Origin of the sequence: Corynebacterium dentalis (assembly GCF_900232865.1) — a bacterium.
Lineage (GTDB): Bacteria > Actinomycetota > Actinomycetes > Mycobacteriales > Mycobacteriaceae > Corynebacterium > Corynebacterium dentalis.
The window spans coordinates 95156-111851 of record NZ_OCTS01000006.1 but is presented as its reverse complement, the minus strand read 5'-3'; the positions used below and the strand labels follow the sequence as shown (position 1 = coordinate 111851).

The 16696-nt window shown below is 59.8% G+C and carries 16 protein-coding genes; 7 read left to right on the top strand and 9 right to left on the bottom strand.

Features of this window, described 5'->3' with window-relative positions; translation table 11 throughout:
* The first annotated feature begins 31 nt into the window (after nt 1-31).
* Together dnaE and CS919_RS07845 are read left to right on the top strand one after the other, a co-directional pair.
* Nucleotides 32-3598, top strand: a complete 3567-nt coding sequence (dnaE, locus tag CS919_RS07850; RefSeq protein WP_099298938.1) for a DNA polymerase III subunit alpha — start codon at nt 32-34, stop codon at nt 3596-3598.
* Nucleotides 3591-4037 carry an NUDIX hydrolase gene (locus CS919_RS07845; RefSeq protein ID WP_268803776.1) on the top strand — a complete coding sequence of 149 codons (447 nt, stop codon included), beginning with the start codon at nt 3591-3593 and terminating at the stop codon, nt 4035-4037. Before dnaE ends, CS919_RS07845 begins: the two co-directional genes overlap by 8 nt.
* 155 nt (nt 4038-4192) lie before the next feature.
* Here CS919_RS07845 and CS919_RS10725 read toward each other — a convergent pair whose 3' ends face one another.
* Complete coding sequence (locus CS919_RS10725; protein ID WP_159460965.1) at nt 4193-4330, bottom strand: hypothetical protein; 138 nt, start codon at nt 4328-4330, stop codon at nt 4193-4195.
* Between the two features lie 163 nt (nt 4331-4493).
* On the opposite strand from CS919_RS10725, the gene CS919_RS07840 reads away from it, so the two are divergent.
* Complete coding sequence (locus tag CS919_RS07840) at nt 4494-5096, top strand: hypothetical protein (protein WP_099298937.1); 603 nt, start codon at nt 4494-4496, stop codon at nt 5094-5096.
* Nucleotides 5097-5713: 617 nt separating this feature from the next.
* Here CS919_RS07840 and CS919_RS07830 read toward each other — a convergent pair.
* From CS919_RS07830 to cmtR, 3 genes are all read right to left on the bottom strand, one after another.
* Complete coding sequence (locus CS919_RS07830; protein WP_099298936.1) at nt 5714-6892, bottom strand: zinc-dependent alcohol dehydrogenase; 1179 nt, start codon at nt 6890-6892, stop codon at nt 5714-5716.
* Between the two features lie 328 nt (nt 6893-7220).
* Complete coding sequence (locus tag CS919_RS07825) at nt 7221-7817, bottom strand: cadmium resistance transporter (RefSeq protein WP_099298935.1); 597 nt, start codon at nt 7815-7817, stop codon at nt 7221-7223.
* Nucleotides 7818-8177, bottom strand: a complete 360-nt coding sequence (gene cmtR / locus CS919_RS07820) for a Cd(II)/Pb(II)-sensing metalloregulatory transcriptional regulator CmtR (RefSeq protein ID WP_099298934.1) — start codon at nt 8175-8177, stop codon at nt 7818-7820.
* Nucleotides 8178-8548: 371 nt separating this feature from the next.
* Here cmtR and CS919_RS07815 point away from each other — a divergent pair, with 371 nt between their 5' ends.
* Nucleotides 8549-9094, top strand: coding sequence for a recombinase family protein (locus CS919_RS07815; protein ID WP_234990869.1), 546 nt, complete (start codon nt 8549-8551; stop codon nt 9092-9094).
* 112 nt (nt 9095-9206) lie between these two features.
* Here CS919_RS07815 and CS919_RS07810 read toward each other — a convergent pair whose 3' ends face one another.
* The 3 genes from CS919_RS07810 to treZ form a co-directional block, all read right to left on the bottom strand.
* The gene (locus tag CS919_RS07810) at nt 9207-9674 is read right to left on the bottom strand and encodes a hypothetical protein (protein ID WP_099298933.1); all 468 of its coding nucleotides are present in this window, start codon (nt 9672-9674) and stop codon (nt 9207-9209) included.
* Between the two features lie 63 nt (nt 9675-9737).
* Nucleotides 9738-10196, bottom strand: a complete 459-nt coding sequence (locus CS919_RS07805; protein ID WP_159460964.1) for an SMI1/KNR4 family protein — start codon at nt 10194-10196, stop codon at nt 9738-9740.
* Between the two features lie 53 nt (nt 10197-10249).
* Nucleotides 10250-11974 carry a malto-oligosyltrehalose trehalohydrolase gene (treZ, locus tag CS919_RS07800; RefSeq protein WP_099298932.1) on the bottom strand — a complete coding sequence of 575 codons (1725 nt, stop codon included), beginning with the start codon at nt 11972-11974 and terminating at the stop codon, nt 10250-10252.
* A 30-nt stretch (nt 11975-12004) separates the two neighbouring features.
* Between treZ and CS919_RS07795 the strand changes: the two genes are divergently transcribed.
* From CS919_RS07795 to CS919_RS07785, 3 genes are read left to right on the top strand one after another with little or no spacing between them, the layout of a single operon-like run.
* Complete coding sequence (locus tag CS919_RS07795; RefSeq protein ID WP_099298931.1) at nt 12005-12661, top strand: IMPACT family protein; 657 nt, start codon at nt 12005-12007, stop codon at nt 12659-12661.
* A 37-nt stretch (nt 12662-12698) separates the two neighbouring features.
* Nucleotides 12699-12932 (top strand): hypothetical protein, encoded by a 234-nt coding sequence (locus CS919_RS07790; RefSeq protein ID WP_099298930.1) that lies wholly within the window; start codon nt 12699-12701, stop codon nt 12930-12932.
* Nucleotides 12929-13309 (top strand): RNA-binding S4 domain-containing protein, encoded by a 381-nt coding sequence (locus tag CS919_RS07785; RefSeq protein WP_099299060.1) that lies wholly within the window; start codon nt 12929-12931, stop codon nt 13307-13309. The genes CS919_RS07790 and CS919_RS07785 overlap by 4 nt, the downstream gene beginning before the upstream one ends.
* Nucleotides 13310-13368: 59 nt before the next feature.
* On the opposite strand, the gene CS919_RS07780 is transcribed toward CS919_RS07785, so the two are convergent.
* Both CS919_RS07780 and treY read right to left on the bottom strand, forming a co-directional pair.
* Nucleotides 13369-14364 (bottom strand): GTP pyrophosphokinase, encoded by a 996-nt coding sequence (locus CS919_RS07780; RefSeq protein ID WP_099298929.1) that lies wholly within the window; start codon nt 14362-14364, stop codon nt 13369-13371.
* A complete protein-coding gene (treY, locus tag CS919_RS07775; RefSeq protein WP_099298928.1) occupies nt 14361-16694 on the bottom strand; it encodes a malto-oligosyltrehalose synthase in 2334 nt (777 codons plus the stop codon). Before treY ends, CS919_RS07780 begins: the two co-directional genes overlap by 4 nt.
* Nucleotides 16695-16696: the final 2 nt, after the last annotated feature.

Sequence of the window (16696 nt, the reverse complement as noted above, 5' to 3'; positions counted from 1 at the left end):
GCTCGGCAAGAAGTTAGTAGGAAATGCGTTAATGGCTGGATCTTCTTTCGTCCATCTGCATAATCACACCGAGTATTCGATGCTCGACGGCATGGCCAAGGTCGACATGCTGGCCGAAGAAGTGGTGCGCCAAGGCATGCCTGCGGTGGGTATGACGGACCACGGCAACATGTACGGCGCGGACGCGTTCTACCGGGCGATGACCGCCGCCGGTGTGAAGCCGATCATCGGCATCGAGGCCTACATTGCGCCCGAGTCCCGGTTCAACCTGAGCCGTGTGCGCTGGGGAAACCCGGAGCAGAAGCGCGATGACGTGTCTGCCTCCGGTGCGTACCTGCACCAGACGATGCTGGCGGAAAACGCCACGGGACTGCGCAACCTGTTCTACTTGAGTTCGATGGCCAGCTACGAGGGCCAGCTGGGCAAGTGGCCGCGCATGGACGCGGAACTCATCGCAGAGCGCGCCGAGGGCATCATCGCCACCACGGGTTGTCCTTCAGGCGATGTGCAAACTCGTTTGCGCTTAGGACAGTTCGATAAGGCCGTGGAAGCTGCTGCGATGTGGCAGGACATCTACGGCAAGGACAACTACTTCCTCGAGCTGATGGACCACGGCCTGGACATTGAAAAGCGCGTGCGAGATGACCTGCTAGAGGTCGGGCGAAAGCTCAGCATCCCGCCGCTCGTAACTAATGACTGCCACTACGTGCTGGAAAGCCAGGCCGCGGCGCACGAGGTGATGCTGTGCGTGCAGTCCGGTTCCACAATGGATGAGCCCACCTATGACGAAGGCGGCAAGCGCTTCGCCTTCTCCGGTTCGGGCTTTTATGTGCGCACCGCGGAGGATGTACGTGCGCAGTGGGATCACATCGTTGAAGACGGTTGCGATAACACCCTGCTCATCGCAGAGCGCGTGCAGGACTACAGCGAGGTCTGGGAAGAACACCCGCATGACCGCATGCCTGTCGCGGAAGTCCCTGAGGGACATACTCCCACCACGTGGCTGACCCACGAGGTGATGAAGGGACTGGACGAGCGCTTCGCCGGCGAGCAGGTTCCGGACGAGTACATCGATCGGGCGAAGTATGAGATCGACGTCATCGACATGAAGGGCTACCCGTCCTACTTCCTCATCGTGGCGGAGCTGATCAAGTACGCTCGCTCCGTGGGCATTCGCGTGGGACCCGGACGTGGTTCGGCCGCCGGTGCGCTGGTGGCGTACGCGCTGACCATCACCAATATTGATCCGATCGAGCACGGCTTGCTCTTCGAGCGCTTCCTCAACCCGGAGCGTCCGTCCGCACCCGATATCGATATCGACTTCGATGATCGCCGCCGCGGCGAGATGATTCGCTATGCCTCGGACCGCTGGGGCGAGGACAAGATTGCCCAGGTGATCACCTTCGGAACGGTGAAGACCAAGCAAGCAATCAAGGACTCCGCGCGCGCTCACTACGGGCAGGCCGGTTTCCAGATGGCGGATCGCATCACCAAGGCACTGCCACCGGCGATCATGGCCAAGGACATTCCGCTGTCCGGCATTACGGATCCCAACCACGAGCGTTATAACGAGGCCGCCGAAGTTCGTCAGCTGGTGGAGACCGATCCCGATGTGAAGAAGATCTACGACGATGCCCTCGGCTTGGAAGGCGTGGTGCGCCAAGCGGGCGTGCACGCGTGTGCCGTGATTATGTCCTCCGTGCCACTGCTGGACTGCATTCCGATGTGGAAGCGCAAACAGGACGGCGCGTTAATTACGGGCTGGCCGTATCCAGCCTGTGAGGCTATTGGCCTGTTGAAGATGGACTTCCTGGGCCTGCGAAACCTCACGGTCATTGGCGATTGCATCGATAACATCAAGGCCAATCGTGGGGAAGACTTAGACCTCGAGGGACTGACCACGGATGACGAGGCGGCCTATAAGCTGCTCGCCCGCGGCGACACCCTGGGTGTGTTCCAGCTGGACTCCGGCGGCATGCAGGAGCTGCTGAAGCGCATGTCTCCTACGGGCTTCAATGACATCGTGGCCGCACTGGCGCTGTACCGACCGGGCCCCATGGGTGTGGGCGCGCACTGGGAATACGCGGACCGTAAGAATGGACGCAAGCCCATCGTCCCCATCCACCCGGAGTTGGAAGAGCCGCTGCAGGAGATCCTGGAGGAGACCTATGGTCTGATCGTGTACCAGGAGCAGATCATGAGGATCTCGCAAAAGGTCGCGAACTACACCGCTGGCCAGGCAGATGGATTCCGTAAAGCCATGGGTAAGAAGAAACTCGATGTGCTCGAAAAAGAGTTTTCCACCTTCGAAGCAGGAATGCAGTCCAACGGATATTCCGCCGCGGCCATCAAGACGTTGTGGGACACTATCTTGCCGTTCGCTTCCTACGCGTTTAACAAGTCGCACGCAGCAGGCTACGGCCTGGTGAGCTTCTGGACCGCGTACTTGAAGGCTAACTACACCGCGGAATACATGGCCGCGCTGTTGACCAGTGTGTCTGACAAGAAGGACAAGTCCGCGATCTACCTCGCCGACTGTCGTCACCTCGGCATCAAGGTGTTGTCCCCGGATGTCAACGAGTCTGCCTATACCTTCCAGTCCGTCGGCGAGGACATCCGCTTCGGCCTAGGAGCCGTGCGCAACGTGGGCGAAGAAGTGGTGGAGTCAATCATTGCGTCGAGAAAAGAAAAGGGCCTCTTTACGGACTTTTCCGATTACCTCGACAAGATTGACGCCGTGGCCGCCTCCAAGAGAGTCACCGAATCGCTCATCAAGGCGGGCGCGTTCGACTCGCTGGGTCACCCACGCAAGGGTCTGGTGCTGATCCACGAGGACGCGGTGGATGCCGTGATTTCCACGAAGAAGGCAGCGGCGAAGGGGCAGTTTGACCTGTTCGCAGGGCTAGATGCGGGTGAGGCGGGCGACGTGTTCCGCGTGGATGTCCCGGATCAGACGTGGGAGCGCAAGCACGAGCTGGCTCTGGAGCGAGACATGCTGGGTCTCTACGTGTCCGGGCACCCTCTGGATGGCTTTGAGGATGCACTCGAGGCGCAGGTGGATACGCCGCTGACCCAGGTGCTGTCCGGCGAGCTGGCGGACAACAAGGAGATCAAGATCGGCGGCATTATTTCCTCAGTCGAGCGGCGTGTGGATCGCAACGGTTCGCCGTGGGTCATCGCCACGGTGGAGGACCACCACGGCGCGCAGGTGGAACTGTTGGTGTTCTCCAAGACGTATCAGATGGTCGCGCCGCAGATTGTTGAAGATAACATCGTGCTGGCTAAGGCGAGGATCCGCTACAAGGATGACCGCATGAGCCTGTTCTGCGAGGATCTGAAGTCCGCGGAGCTGTCCATCGGTGCTGGTTCGGGAGTTCCGCTGCGTTTGCACATGCGTGTGGACCAGGCCACGCCGGAGAATATGGATCGTTTGCGCCGAGTTCTTGCGCAGAATAAGGGCGATTCCGATGTCTACCTCACGGTGGTTGATGGCGAGGAAGAGGTGCAGTACATGCTGGCGCCGGAGATGCGCGTGGCGAAGTCCCCGTCCCTGATGGGAGATCTGAAGGCGGCGACGTGGGAGGGAATCTTTGCCTGATCAAAGTTCTTCGCAGACGGTCATCGAGGTCAGCGCGGTAGTTTTCTTCAACGCAGAGGGTCGCATGCTCACCGTCCGCAAGCGTGGCACCGAGCTGTTCATGCACCCGGGCGGCAAGCCGGAGCTAGGGGAGAGTGCAGTCGACGCTGCCGTGCGTGAGGTGGCGGAGGAACTGGGCGTTCGTGTACAGCCGGCCGAGCTCACGCTCTTGGGGACCTTTATTTCCGACGCCGCCAATGAATCAGATGCTCTGGTCAAGGCTCATTTGTTTGAGTATCGCCCAGGGGATCCGGAGGAGAATGCGGGGACGCTTATCTCGCAACCGGCTGCGGAGATTGCCGAGCTGCGGTGGCTGGATTTCTCTGAAGGTGTTGAGCTGCCAGGCGATCTCGCTCCGTTGGTGACGGAGCGTGTGCTGCCGCTTTATGGGCGGGGCTAGCCAGGATCAGACTGGGGAGGGACGGAATGCGAAAGACCCTTTTTTGACCAATTGATCCCCTCGAACTTAATGAGAGGGAAGTTGACACTTACACGCGTCTTCTATGGGTAGTGATGACAACTTTGGCGGAACTACTTGGTGGAGCCCTGTCACTCTCACTGATTATCCCGCTCGCTGTTTGACACAGCGGACGATGCCCACGGCTTATCGTTGGCATGTACAACGTCGCCAGAGTCGATCGACTTGCCCATCTGCGTGACGAGGTGAGCGCCGTGATCGGACAACCAGCCCACGCCACCGAGACTAAGAAGCAAAACTTCTCTAGTGGACGTGAGCTGATCGAGGCTGTCCGTACACCGCGAACATGCTCAACAAGCCCACGCGCTCTTAGACTCGCTGAAATCAGAAAATCTTAGCGCAGATGCACTCGACGGTGACCGTATCGACGGCGTCAAGGTGTTGTGGATCTCCGAGGGGCGCGCTGCGCGCGACGAGACAGCGTTCCGGCACGCACTGGCCACTGGTCACCGTCTCCGCGAAGCGGGGGAACGGATGACGGATGCGAAGATCATCGACGCATACGAACGCGCCTACAACATCGTTCAGGCCATTGGCGCGGATAACCGTGAGCCTGAGATGCCGCCGCAGCGTGATCGTGTGACCATGGCGCATCGCGCGCGCGGTTACGTGATGTCGAAAAACCGCTCGTCTGGGGCGTCCGCCTTTAGCGGTGCTACAGACGGCGTGAATGCACGGGAGCGTAAAGCGCTAGCCACGATGGGACGTAAGGGCGGGCAAAAAGCTGCAGAACGATGGAACGATCGGGACAGCGAGTACGCCCAAAAGGAACTAGAGAAGTTACGAAAGACGCAACAGCGGAAGAAAGCTAGAGGACGTTCCACCCGTTCCCGTATCTCTCAGTATGTCAACGACCAATACATAGAGACGGGTCTCGTTCCTACCTGGAAGGAGATCGCAGCTGAAGTGAACGCTTCACGTAGAACAGTGGCCTATCACATGTCCGCACTCAAGAAACTAGAGGAGATTCCCGAGAGCTAGGGGGTGCAATACCGTAAGCAATACACGGTTCCCCTGCCCCTCTTTTGGGCAGTTAGCTTTTAGAGAAACCCACTCTTACAGGGGCACCATGGTGCCTGCTGAGATCACTCAAGAGTCTGCTGGAAGACTGGGGCTGATTTTCTCCGAGCTCTGGTACGTAGTAGTTGAATACAGTGGGTCAGTGAGTGTGAGAGTTCTTCAAGCACACACGCGTGCGTGTGTGCTATTAGCCGAGGGGCGGGCTCTGTTGCAGAGGTAGAGACCCCCAGAGTTAGCCACGAACTAACTACAGTGCAACGCCCTGGCGCTCAACGGTAGCTACTCAAACTTGTCGAACCACTGAGTGTCAACAGTCGGACGCAGCTTCACACCAGACTCCCCATTTGAACGAGTGAGCTTTGCAAGACGATCGCAGCTAATGAGGTCAACCGTCGGAACAGCCGATGAAGCTGCCCTGCGAGCAGTTCGGCCCCTGGCAAATGGTCTGGACTTGGCTGCGTGTTTTAGGGGCCACGCCCTAACCCAAACCGCGCTATCCACTCCGTCTCCAAAGGGGTCCACCGAAAAGAGGTTGACCCTGATCCTCGACGGGGTCGGAGGTCAATTGCGTGACCGGACTACGGCTTGAGCACCACCTTGATGCAGCCGTCCTCCTTCTTCTGGAACTTCTCGTACATCGCCGGCGCCTCCTCCAACGACGCGGTGTGCGTTTTGAGGTCGAGCACGCCCAGTGGATCGGACGGATCGTCCACCAGCGGCAGCAGCGTCTCGGTCCAGGAGCGCACATTGCACTGGCCCATACGCAGCTGGATTTGCTTGTCGAACATCGTCAGCATCGGCATCGGGTCCTTCATGCCGCCGTATACGCCGCTGATCGAGATCGTCCCGCCACGGCGAACGGAGTCGATGGCGGTGTACAACGCGCTCATCCGGTCTACCCCGGCCCTGCCCATTGCTGCGCGCCCCAGCGGCGACGGCAGTTTGCCGACGGCTGCCTGGGCCGCGCTGGCCACCGGCGAACCGTGCGCTTCCATGCCGACGGCGTCGACCACCGAGTTCGGGCCACGCCCGTCGGTCAGATCCTTGAGCTGCTCCGCCACGCCGTCCTCGGAGGAATCCAGCGTTTCAATGCCGTAACGCTCGGCCATGGCGCGACGCTCGGGCACTGCATCCGTCGCGATCACCCGGTATCCCAGGTGCTTGCCGATCCGGGCGCTCATCTGGCCGATCGGGCCCAGGCCCAGCACCGCCAGCGAGCCGCCGTCGGGGACCGCCGCGTAGTCCACGGCCTGCCAGGCGGTGGGCACGACGTCGGAAAGAAACAGGTAGCGCTCGTCTTCACCGACGGTGGGAACCTTGATCGCCCCGTAGTCCGCGTGCGGCACGCGCAAGTACTCCGCCTGTCCGCCGGGCACCGAGCCGTAAAGCCGCGAGTAACCGAGGAACTGCGCGCCGGTGCCGTATTCGCGGACCTGGGTGGTTTCACACTGCGACTGCAGACCCTGGCGACACATGAAGCAATGCCCGCAGGAAACGTTGAAGGGGATGACCACCCGATCCCCCGGCTTGATGTGGGTGACGGCTGAGCCGACCTCCTCGACGATGCCCATGGGCTCATGGCCGATGATGTCGCCCTTGTCCATGAACGGAGTCAGCACCTCATAGAGGTGCAGGTCAGATCCGCAGATGGCGGTCGAGGTGACCCGGATGACCGCATCGGTGGGTTCCTGGATCTGTGGGTCCGGGACCTCCTCCACGCTCACCGTATTTGACGCCTGCCAGGTCAATGCTTTCATGTGTCCTCCTCGCCAGGGCGGCCGCCTCAGCTGAAACGGCGCCATTGTTTGGTTGGTTGAGTCCGACTGTACTGAAAACACGGTGGGCGGGTTGCCCACGTCGCGGCCGGGGTCTCACATCCCGACGGGGCCCTAGGGAGTGTTTTCTACATGGCTGTGGCCTGAGCCTTACCTCTCCGCGTCCAACGCACCGCGGGCGGGCATACGCATAGGCGTACATGTACGCACAGGTCTCTCCCAGGTTTTGATCACGCCCCGCTTTAAGCGGGGCTTATGCCGCATATCGTCTCCATCATCCAGTCCAAAGGAGGCACGGGGGATGAGCTTATTAAAGGCCGAAGGCGCCGCCGCTGACGAGGATGAAGATACCCAGGCCGATCAAGACGATAGGGAACAGTACATGCTCCCAGCGTTCGAGAACTTCCGCGATGGGTGGACGGGTGGCCGCGAACTTCGCCAACAGGACCAGGCCTGCCACCAGGATCAGAAAGACGACGCAGTAGATGATAACGGTGGCGGTATCCACGTTGAGAAAAACCGGGACATAGACGCCGATATTGTCGCCACCGTTGGCAAAGGTCACCCCGGCGACGATCAAGGCGCTTACGTTCTTTCCGCTGACTTTCGCGTCATCGTCGTCGTCATCGTCTCCCTGCCAGGCTTGCCAGGCCGCCCACAGTCCCAGGGCCAGGGGGATCAGCCCGAAGTAGGGGATCGCCTCGGTGGGCAGGAAGGCATCCGCCCCTAGGGTGACCAGGATCGTGGCTGCGAGGATGCCCGCGAAACCAAGGTACTGCCCGGCCAGGATCCGAAGTGTGGTCCCTGCTTGGCCGGCCCCGCGGGCGAAGAACAGCGAGAGCACGATGATGTCGTCGATATTGGTTGCGGTAAACAGACCAACCGCCCCCAGGAGATCAGTTACCACTTACCTGTTCCCCTCTCCGGTGGCGCACCCGGGCACGTCACATGCCGAGTCAATACATGGGGCATTCTCGTCGGCAGCCAGAGTGGTATCCAGCAGTGAGTTCAGCGCCTGGACGAGATGGGCGTCGACGATCTCGTAGCGGGTCTTCCGCCCCTGCGGTTCGGCGACCACAATTCCGCAGTCCCGTAGGCAAGTGAGGTGGTTCGACACATTTGACCGCGTCAGTTCCAGCTCCCGGGCGAGAGCGGCCGGGTAGGCCGGGCCGCCCAGCAGGGTCAGGAGAATACGGGATCGGGTGGGATCGGCCATCGCCCGGCCCAATCGGTTCATCACGTCCAAGCGCGAAGGAATAGTCAGCATGCACTGAACTATACAGCTGTTGCTGAACTGTTGCAACGAGGGTCGAACGTCGGCCCGACGGTGTTGTGTTTCTGAGCCTGTTTCCGCGCGGCTTTAGTGTCTTCCCTTTTTGTGTTTGTGTGGTTGTTGAATCTGTGCCTGTGGCGCAACCTGCTTGTCCCCTACTTTTTACAAACCGTCGTGAACTTTAGTTCGCGACGGAGCTTTTAATGACCCCAGTTCGTGCCCGTCTAAGTGGGGTACACCCCAGACGAACACTTTGAGAATGACAAAAGATCCTGTTCGCTAGGGTTGGTTCCATGGCTAATGGAACAGAACCGTCACTACCTCTAGAGATCACTGAACAGTTAGGTGTGATCTCGGGGTAGAAGGTGGGCTATGCCCGGGTGAGTTCGAAAGATCAGAATCTTGAGCGCCAGATTGAACAACTCAAGGCGGAGAAAGTCTTTACTTACTACACCGATAAGGCCAGCGGTGGATCGCGTGAGCGGCCTGGTCTTGATGAGGCGATGCGGTATGTCCGCGCGGGGGATCAGCTTGTGGTCACGTCGACGGATCGGTGCGCGCGTTCCCTAACGGATCTGTATGCCATTGTTGACGAGCTAGTCAGCAAAGGGGTGTCGGTGAAGTTCCTCAAGGAGGGGCAGACCTACTCAAAAGACTCCACCCCGATCGCCAAGCTGATGCTAGGGCTATTGGGTTCGGTGGCAGAGTTTGAGCGCTCCATTATTAGGGAGCGTCAGGCAGAAGGAATTGCCCGGGCGAAAGAGCGTGGGGTGTACAAAGGGCGCACTCGTGCGCTGACTTATGAGCAAGTGGCTCAGGCACGTACATGTGTCAACGCTGGCGTACCGAAGGCAGAGGTCGCGCGACGTCTTGGGGTGGAAAGGACGACGCTATACAGCTACCTTGGGTAAGCCCGTGAAAGCACATAGCATCCGCCGATGGGGCAGCAAGCTTGAACGGCGGCAGGTTTTGCAATGGGGCATCCTGTCTTAGCTCAGATATGCCCAGCGAATGATCAAGTATCTACCGCAGGGTTTCGAGAATTGTCGCGATGTAGTCATCCTTTAGTTTGAAGCCGTCTGAAGTTTCGGTGAGGACACCTGCTTCCATTCGCCTTTTCCACCAGATTCTCAACATGGCTTCGCTGCATGCTACTCCAGCGAAATCCCCCTCCAATAGGAAAGAACTGCGGATCAGTGATGGGAATTGATATTCATTGCCGTCCCATGGAGTATCTTCCCAAAAAGGCCAGTTGAAGGATTCGAGGCTAGAGGATGATTGCACCTGTTGAGCAGCCCAGTACACGACATCGAGGAGATGTAGCCAAGCTGGGTTACTGCCCCATACTCCGAAGCCGCCTTCAGTTAAGGCCAAGTTGTATGCAGCGCGGCGAATGATTTCTTCATAATCGGCGATATGTGTAGCTGCAATGGATTCCTTCAATTGTGGCGATAAGGTTCCCTCACGTGCGCCTGTGATGTCTTGTTGCATCTTCTCGCTTAGCTGCCCTTGGCCCGCTGTGTCAGGGTCGTAATCGGGCGTGGGTTTCAACTTTTAGAGAAACGTTTCGAAAGACTCAGCTACCAAAGTGAACTGACCAGGCTCGTCATTGTCGAGATACAGGACAGAATGAAGAGGGAAGCCCTCCAGGTCATAGTTGAGCGCGAAGCTCTCATGCATACCGGCGCCGGGGTTGCCAATGAGCAGCACTTTTGTGGGGATTTCCCATTCTTCGTCGAGAAAGCTGGCATAGTCAGCTAGGTCATTGTCATCATCCTCGGAATGGCCGTTGCCGAAAATCTGTTCAACGTTGATCTCGAGCTCTTCGCCGTCGGGAAGACTGATGCCAGTAAGAGTAGTGTTTTCTAAGCTGAGGGTGCCACCGCCAGTCGTCTTGATGAACTTCTTGTAGTCCTCAGGAAGCTTGCCCCCAATTTTTTCCTCGATGGAACGGATACGGAAACTGCCGCAGGGCTTTCCTTGATGGGTGAATTCAATCTGTGACAGTTTCATGGTGTGTCCCTCATAAGCGTTACATGCACTGTATTCCGGTAAGTCCCCGACTGCTACGAGGTCCCAATCCGATAGCTCCAAGCGTCCAGCCCACGCGCAGGTTCGTCGCTCAGATTGACCGTGAGCGTGACAAGCTTTTCCGGCGCTTGGTAGACCAACTCGACCCATCGGCCAGAGATGTCCTCGTTTCCAGCCGCCGGGGTATTACTTGCAGCAAGATCGTCAGACTCTGCTGGGGTGCCACTATATTTAAGGCCTCCAGATCCCGTCACCGGCGCCACCGTAAACAGCTCACCGCTTAACGGCTCGTCGGCGTGCCAGCGCACATCCACCAGTTCTGCCTCCGCCATGCGCAGCTCCTTGCGAAGCCGCAGCAGCTCCTTGTATCCGGCCAACACGTGGGCGTGACCGCCCTCAGTCCGCTCAGACCAGTTCAGCTTGGAATCTAGGAACGTCTGCTCCGCCGCAGGATCTGGCACCTCCTCAGGATTCCATCCCGCCCGGGCAAACTCCCGCATCCGCCCCTCACGGGTCAAACGATTGAGCTCCGGGTCCTCGTGATCCACGAAGAATGCGAACGGGGTAGAGGCTCCCCACTCCTCGCCCTGGAACAACATCACCGTAAACGGGCTGATCAGGACCAGCGCGGCCTTGGCCAACTGCTGCTCCACGCTCAAGTTCATGCTCGGCCGGTCACCGGCAGCGCGGTTACCGGTCTGGTCATGCGTGGTCGTATAAACCACGAACTTTGAGTAGTCGGGACTCTGCAGCGCCCGGCCGTGGGTGCGCTCACGGAAACTGGAAAAGCGACCGTCGTGCCAGAACACGCGTTGGAACGTGGTGGCCAGCACCTCCACCGTCCCGAAATCGGCGTAGTACGCGTGATTCTCCCCAGACACCGCCGTGTGGATCGCATGGTGGATGTCATCGTTCCACTGCGCCACGCCGAAAGTCTCCGTGTACTTCGGATCATTCTGATCAGTCTCCGCGATCACATAGCTGGGCGCGGCCACGTCCCGAATCTGCTCCACGATGCTCACCGCGCCCACATCATCCAACGCATGCACCGCGTCCAACCGCAGTCCATCAATCCCGAACTCCTTGGTCCATATCGCCACAGCATCCAAGATGTAGGCACGCACCTCGTCCGAGAGCGAACCCTGGATGTTGATGACCTCGCCCCATCCTGTGGAACCGCCAGACGTATAAGGACCGAAAACCCCCGTGTAGTTGCCGTCTGGGCCGAAGTGGTTGAACACCACATCCAGAATCACCGCCACGCCCTTGGCATGCGCCGCCTCCACGAAACGCGCCAGCGCATCCGGGCCACCATAGACCTCGGACACAGCGTGCCAGCTGACCCCGTCATAACCCCAGTTGCGCTGCCCGCCGAAAGGCTGAACAGGCAACAGCTCCACAGCAGTGACACCCAGATCAACCAGGCCATCAAGCCGCTCGATGGCGGAATCCAGCGTCCCCGCAGGAGTAAACGTTCCCACGTGCAGCTCATAAATCACCTCGCCCTTGAGCGGGCGCCCTAGCGTCTGAGTGGGCTCGTCCTTCATCCAGACCTGCGACAAACCGTGAATGCCATCAGGTTGGCGTCGAGAACGAGGATCCGGAAACACATCGGACCCATCCACGCTAAACCCATAGCGAGCACCCTCGATCCTGGGCGTGGCGACCCGGAACCACTCACCGTGACGCTCCATCGGATGGCGCGCACCTTCAAGTTCCAACTCCACATTTTTGGCCTTAGGTGCCCAGACACTAAACATGGACTCAACCCTAACTGCGATAATGCATCCATGCCCGCTAACTCCCAGCCCTACCTGCGCCCCTCCACCGGCGAGTGGAGTGCAGAGATCGAGATCAAACGTTCGCGGTTCATCGGGTTCGTTGCCAGGACTGCCGATGAAGGTGCGGCCCGTTCATTTATCGACGCCATCGCCTCCCGCTATCCCGATGCCCGCCATCACTGCACCGCATTCATCGTCCACGTGGACGAGGCCCAACCCATCGAGCGTTCCTCCGACGATGGCGAACCGGCAGGAACTGCTGGCCAACCCATACTCGAGGTGCTGCGGGGAAGTGGCCTGCTGGATGTGACCGTCGTAGTGGTGCGTTACTTCGGTGGAGTGAAGCTGGGTACCGGCGGGCTGGTGCGTGCCTACCAAGACGCGACCAAGGAAGTTCTGGCCCAGGTCACGCGCGTGAGTCACGAGCCGGTGGACCTGTTCCGGGTTTCGGTCCCACACGCGGATGCGGGACGGTTCGAGGCGGACATTCGCACCGAAGACGTCCAGGTGGTCAACGTGGACTACGCGGCCCAGGCTGAGTTCACACTGGGAGTGCCCGCAGGGGATGGGCCGCGGCTGGAATCAGTGGTGGCGAAAATCAGCGGCGGAAACGTGGACATTCACGAGGCCGGAAGTACGTGGGTGGATAGGCCCTCCGGTCAGTAGTGCGCGGCGCAGGACAGTAGAGTGGGACAGCATGAGCATGAATAACTACTCAGGTGGATCCGGAGACATCGTCGGGCAGCGCAAGCAGCAAATGCGCAAGCACGTCTACACCGCGCGCACCTCGGGTGCTGTGGCAGTTGTGAGCTTGGTGGCCGGGCTGATCCTGGACATCCCCCTCCTTTCCGTGGTGATTCCGATCATCGCCGTGATTGTCTTTATCTACTCCGGTGTGCAGATCAAGAAAATCCTGGACCACAAAGACGAGTGGTGAGCGTAGGTCAAGGCGGTTCTGTCAGGATCGACGCCTGGGTGTGGGCAGTCCGGCTGTATAAAACCCGCACGGCAGCCGCGGACGCAGTGCGCGCCGGGCACGTGAAGCTCAACGGCGTGGCGGTAAAGCCTGCGCAGACCGTGGTTCCCGGGGATACCGTGCGCGCGTGGGTGAACCACCGCGAGTACGTGGTGGAAGTAGTGCAGCTGCACAGCAAGCGCGTGGGGCCAGCCATTGCGCGGGCGGCTTATGCAGATCACTCGCCGCCGCCTCCGCCCAAGGAAGTGCTGGCCTCAATTCCGCGACGTGATCGGGGAGCGGGGCGCCCGACCAAGCGGGAGCGACGTCAAATGGACCGCCTCATGGGCAAGCGCTAGCGCTGTACGTTTTAGAGTTGTACGTCCTAGTCTGAGTCGGCTTGGACCTCTGTGTCAGCCTAGAGCTCTCCGTCAGTGGATGTTTCAGACATCGTGGTCTGCCCCAACTTTTGCCAACGGTTGCCCAACCGGCCGGGGCGGCTGGTCGCATCATCGCCGATATGAACGGTCTTGCGAATGTGATCGCGCCCGTAGACATACAAGAGCATGTCGTCGAGAAAACGGACCTGACCCGGCGAGTACGGGTACTCGAACGCCTGCAGCAAGCGCTGTACACGGTCCGGAGATAGCAAATCCGCGAGCTGCTGATACGTGGTGATCCCGTGGGCGGCGAGCATGTCCACGGCGTATCCGTAGTAGGCCACCTTGGAGGCAGGGAACTGCTCTCCCAACAGGCTGGTCAGCACGCGCGGGAGGGTGGATTCCTGGATCTCGCCCTCGGTGTAGTTGGCGCGATCCTCTGGGTTATCCACGGCATCAGCGATCAGATCGAACTGCTGATCAGCGAGCTCAATTAAGCCCGCGGCCAGGGTAAACGCGCGCTGCACTTCGGGCTTGGGGTTCCCGGTGAGGCTCTTGTAGCGCACGTCGTGCTCAAACTCCGCCCATGCGTGCTGCAGCACGGTGCGCAATTGGATCTCCATGAGCATGTCGTCCAGCTGCGGAACCCGCACGATGACGTGCTGAGAGGAATAGCCGAACCCGCCGCGCCGGGCAGTTTCCGCGGCCTTGTCCACCACGGCCTCGATGGTGAACAGATCCTCCATCACGGTGAGAAGCTGTGGGATCTCCGAGGAGTGATACGTGATCACGCGGGCGCCGAGGATGTCATAAGCGCTGGCGATGTCCACGTAATCCGGGTAGTTCTCGTTGGCGACCTTGGCCATGAAGCTCACGCGATCCTTGATGCGCACCACCACCTGGTCATAGGCAATGCCGGCATCGTCCAGGGCTTCCTGAATCACGTCGCGAATCTCTGCCCGGATGCCGGGGTTAGCGGCGACCCAAGCATCGTATTGCGCGAGTTGGCGGTTAGTGCGGCTGCGAGAACTCATGCCATCCTAGATAGCACAGCCTGCCCACGATCGGAAAACAGATCGCGCAGGGGAACTTCGCCTTGCCACATGCGGCCGCCTGGCAGTTGATCCTCCCAGAGACCCTCGGGGAGCATGACCATGGTCTCGCCCCATCCGCCCGCACGCTGCACGGTCAAGGGACGGCGGATGGCCAGGATAATGGCGGATTTATCACGCATCATGCCGACCATGGAGCGGTAGAGGGGACCCTGAGCCATGACAGGAAAGTAGCCAGCGTCATCCAGTTCCAAATGGGAGCGCACGCGCAGCGCGGTAGTTATGAGACCTAACCGACGGTCATCCGGCGTGGAAATATCGCCCCGGGAGACGCGCTCTAGCGCCTCTTCGCGGGCATCGAAATCCACCGGGCGGCGGTTGTCCGGATCCACCAAGGAATCAGTGAAGAATTCCGTGCCCTGATAAATGTCCGGAATGCCCGGGGACATCAGCTGCAGGAGCTTCTTGCTCAGGGAGATCTCCTGACCGGCATCGTCGATCAGAGACACGAAACGGGTGATCAGAGCGGCGTGGGCATCGAAGAGCTCGTCGATCCAATTCAAGATTGAGTTTTCGAAATCCTCATCAACATCGAACCAGGTGGTGTGCACACCTGCTTCGCGCATCGCCTTGGTGGCGTAATCATGCACGCGCGTGCGCAGTTCCTCAGATATAACGCCGTCACTGGGCCACACTCCGATGATGTTCTGCAGCAGGAAGTGGCAGGTCATCCCGTCCACGTAGGTGATCTGCTTGCACAGCTCAGCGAAGTCTTCCGGAACTTCGGTGATGGCGGTGATCCGGGAGCGGACGTCCTCGCCACGCTTCGTATCGTGCGTGGTCAAAGCCGTCATCGCGCGAGGCCACAGTCGGATTCGCTCGGCCTGCAGCATGTGGTACTCGGCTAGGGATACTCCGAAACGACCGGGAGCGCCGCCGACTTCCTGCAAGCTGACCAGACGTGAGCCGCGATAGAACGCCGTGTCTTCCACGCCCTTGGCCATCACCGCTCCACAGACCTGGGCGAAGCGAGTATTGGCCTCGCCGTAGGAGAGCAACGCAGAACTAATCAGGTCCAACGCATCTGCGCGTTCGGGGTGCTTCATCAGCATTTTGGCCAGAACGGTGCTGGTGACACGAGACAGCGATTGGTAGTCCGCGCGGTAGACCGGCATCGCGGCTACCAAACCGACGAGGGTTTCCTCGAGAAGTTCGTCCGAGACCTGGTCCCCTTGGGTGGACCAGTTATCTGCGCGCACGGCGCGGGCCAAGCGATGAACCTCCGCTGCCAGCTCGAAGCGGGCAACCTCGGACTTCAGTTCTTCCTCAGCAGCCTCGAACGCTGCATTGTCCCAGCGCACGCCCGTCCACTGATCGGCGATATCACCCATGCTCTGCACAGCGTTGCGGTTGACGAAGACTCCGTCGAACTCGCGCAGGGCGTCGTAGCCGGTGGTGCCGTCCACGCTGAGGCGGGGATCCAGTGGCTCGTTGACAGCCAGGATCTTTTCGATCAGCAGCCAGCGGTCCTCACCGATGAGCATGCGCAGGTGCTCTAGGTATCCAAAGGGGTCGGCCAGGCCATCGGGATGGTCCACGCGCACTCCGTCGATGACACCTGCAGCCAGCAGCTGATTAAGGATGCGGTGCGTGTGTTCAAAGACCACGGGATCTTCCTGGCGTAGCCCTGCCAACCCATTGATGGAGAAGAAGCGACGGTAGTTGATGATGCCGTCTCGCCAGAACATCAACCGGTAGCTCTGACGGTCGTGAACCTCCTGCGGAGTGCCCTCGTTGGTGCCGGGAGCGATGGGGAATTCGTTGTCGTAGTAGCGCAGGACATCGCCGTCTACTTCGAGCTTGTCCACGTCTTCCTCGCTGCCCAGCACGGGGATGCCCATGCGCCCACCGGCGCCGTTGTCCGCGGACCAGTCGATATCGAAGTAGGTGGCGTATTCGGACTCTTTGCCATGCTTGAGTACATCCCACCACCAGTCGTTGAGGCGGGGATCATCCACGCCCACATGGTTGGGAACGATGTCCACCAGAATCTTGATGCCAGCGGCGTGTGCTGCCTCAGCGAGGGATTTCAGACCCTCGATTCCGCCGAGCTCTGGGTTGACCGTGGTCGGGTCGATCACGTCGTAGTTGTGGGTGGACTCTTTGGGAGCCGTCAAAATGGGGGAGAGGTACAGGTGGCTGACCCCAAGGCGGGAGAAGTAATCGATGCGCGCTTCAGCATCAGCGAAGGTAAACGCTTGTGCAGGATCACTGCTAGGGCCGCGCAGTTGGAGTCGGTAAGTGGCAGACATGC

Bases quoted from the DNA above. Each gene is read 5' to 3' on its own strand.
- dnaE (WP_099298938.1), top strand. From the start codon at position 32: ATGGCTGGATCTTCTTTCGTCCATCTGCATAATCACACCGAGTATTCG.
- CS919_RS07830 (WP_099298936.1), bottom strand. From the start codon at position 6,892: ATGAAAGCATTGACCTGGCAGGCGTCAAATACGGTGAGCGTGGAGGAG.
- cmtR (WP_099298934.1), bottom strand. From the start codon at position 8,177: ATGCTGACTATTCCTTCGCGCTTGGACGTGATGAACCGATTGGGCCGG.
- CS919_RS07810 (WP_099298933.1), bottom strand. From the start codon at position 9,674: ATGCAACAAGACATCACAGGCGCACGTGAGGGAACCTTATCGCCACAA.
- CS919_RS07805 (WP_159460964.1), bottom strand. From the start codon at position 10,196: ATGAAACTGTCACAGATTGAATTCACCCATCAAGGAAAGCCCTGCGGC.
- treZ (WP_099298932.1), bottom strand. From the start codon at position 11,974: ATGTTTAGTGTCTGGGCACCTAAGGCCAAAAATGTGGAGTTGGAACTT.
- CS919_RS07795 (WP_099298931.1), top strand. From the start codon at position 12,005: ATGCCCGCTAACTCCCAGCCCTACCTGCGCCCCTCCACCGGCGAGTGG.
- CS919_RS07790 (WP_099298930.1), top strand. From the start codon at position 12,699: ATGAATAACTACTCAGGTGGATCCGGAGACATCGTCGGGCAGCGCAAG.
- CS919_RS07780 (WP_099298929.1), bottom strand. From the start codon at position 14,364: ATGAGTTCTCGCAGCCGCACTAACCGCCAACTCGCGCAATACGATGCT.
- treY (WP_099298928.1), bottom strand. From the start codon at position 16,694: ATGTCTGCCACTTACCGACTCCAACTGCGCGGCCCTAGCAGTGATCCT.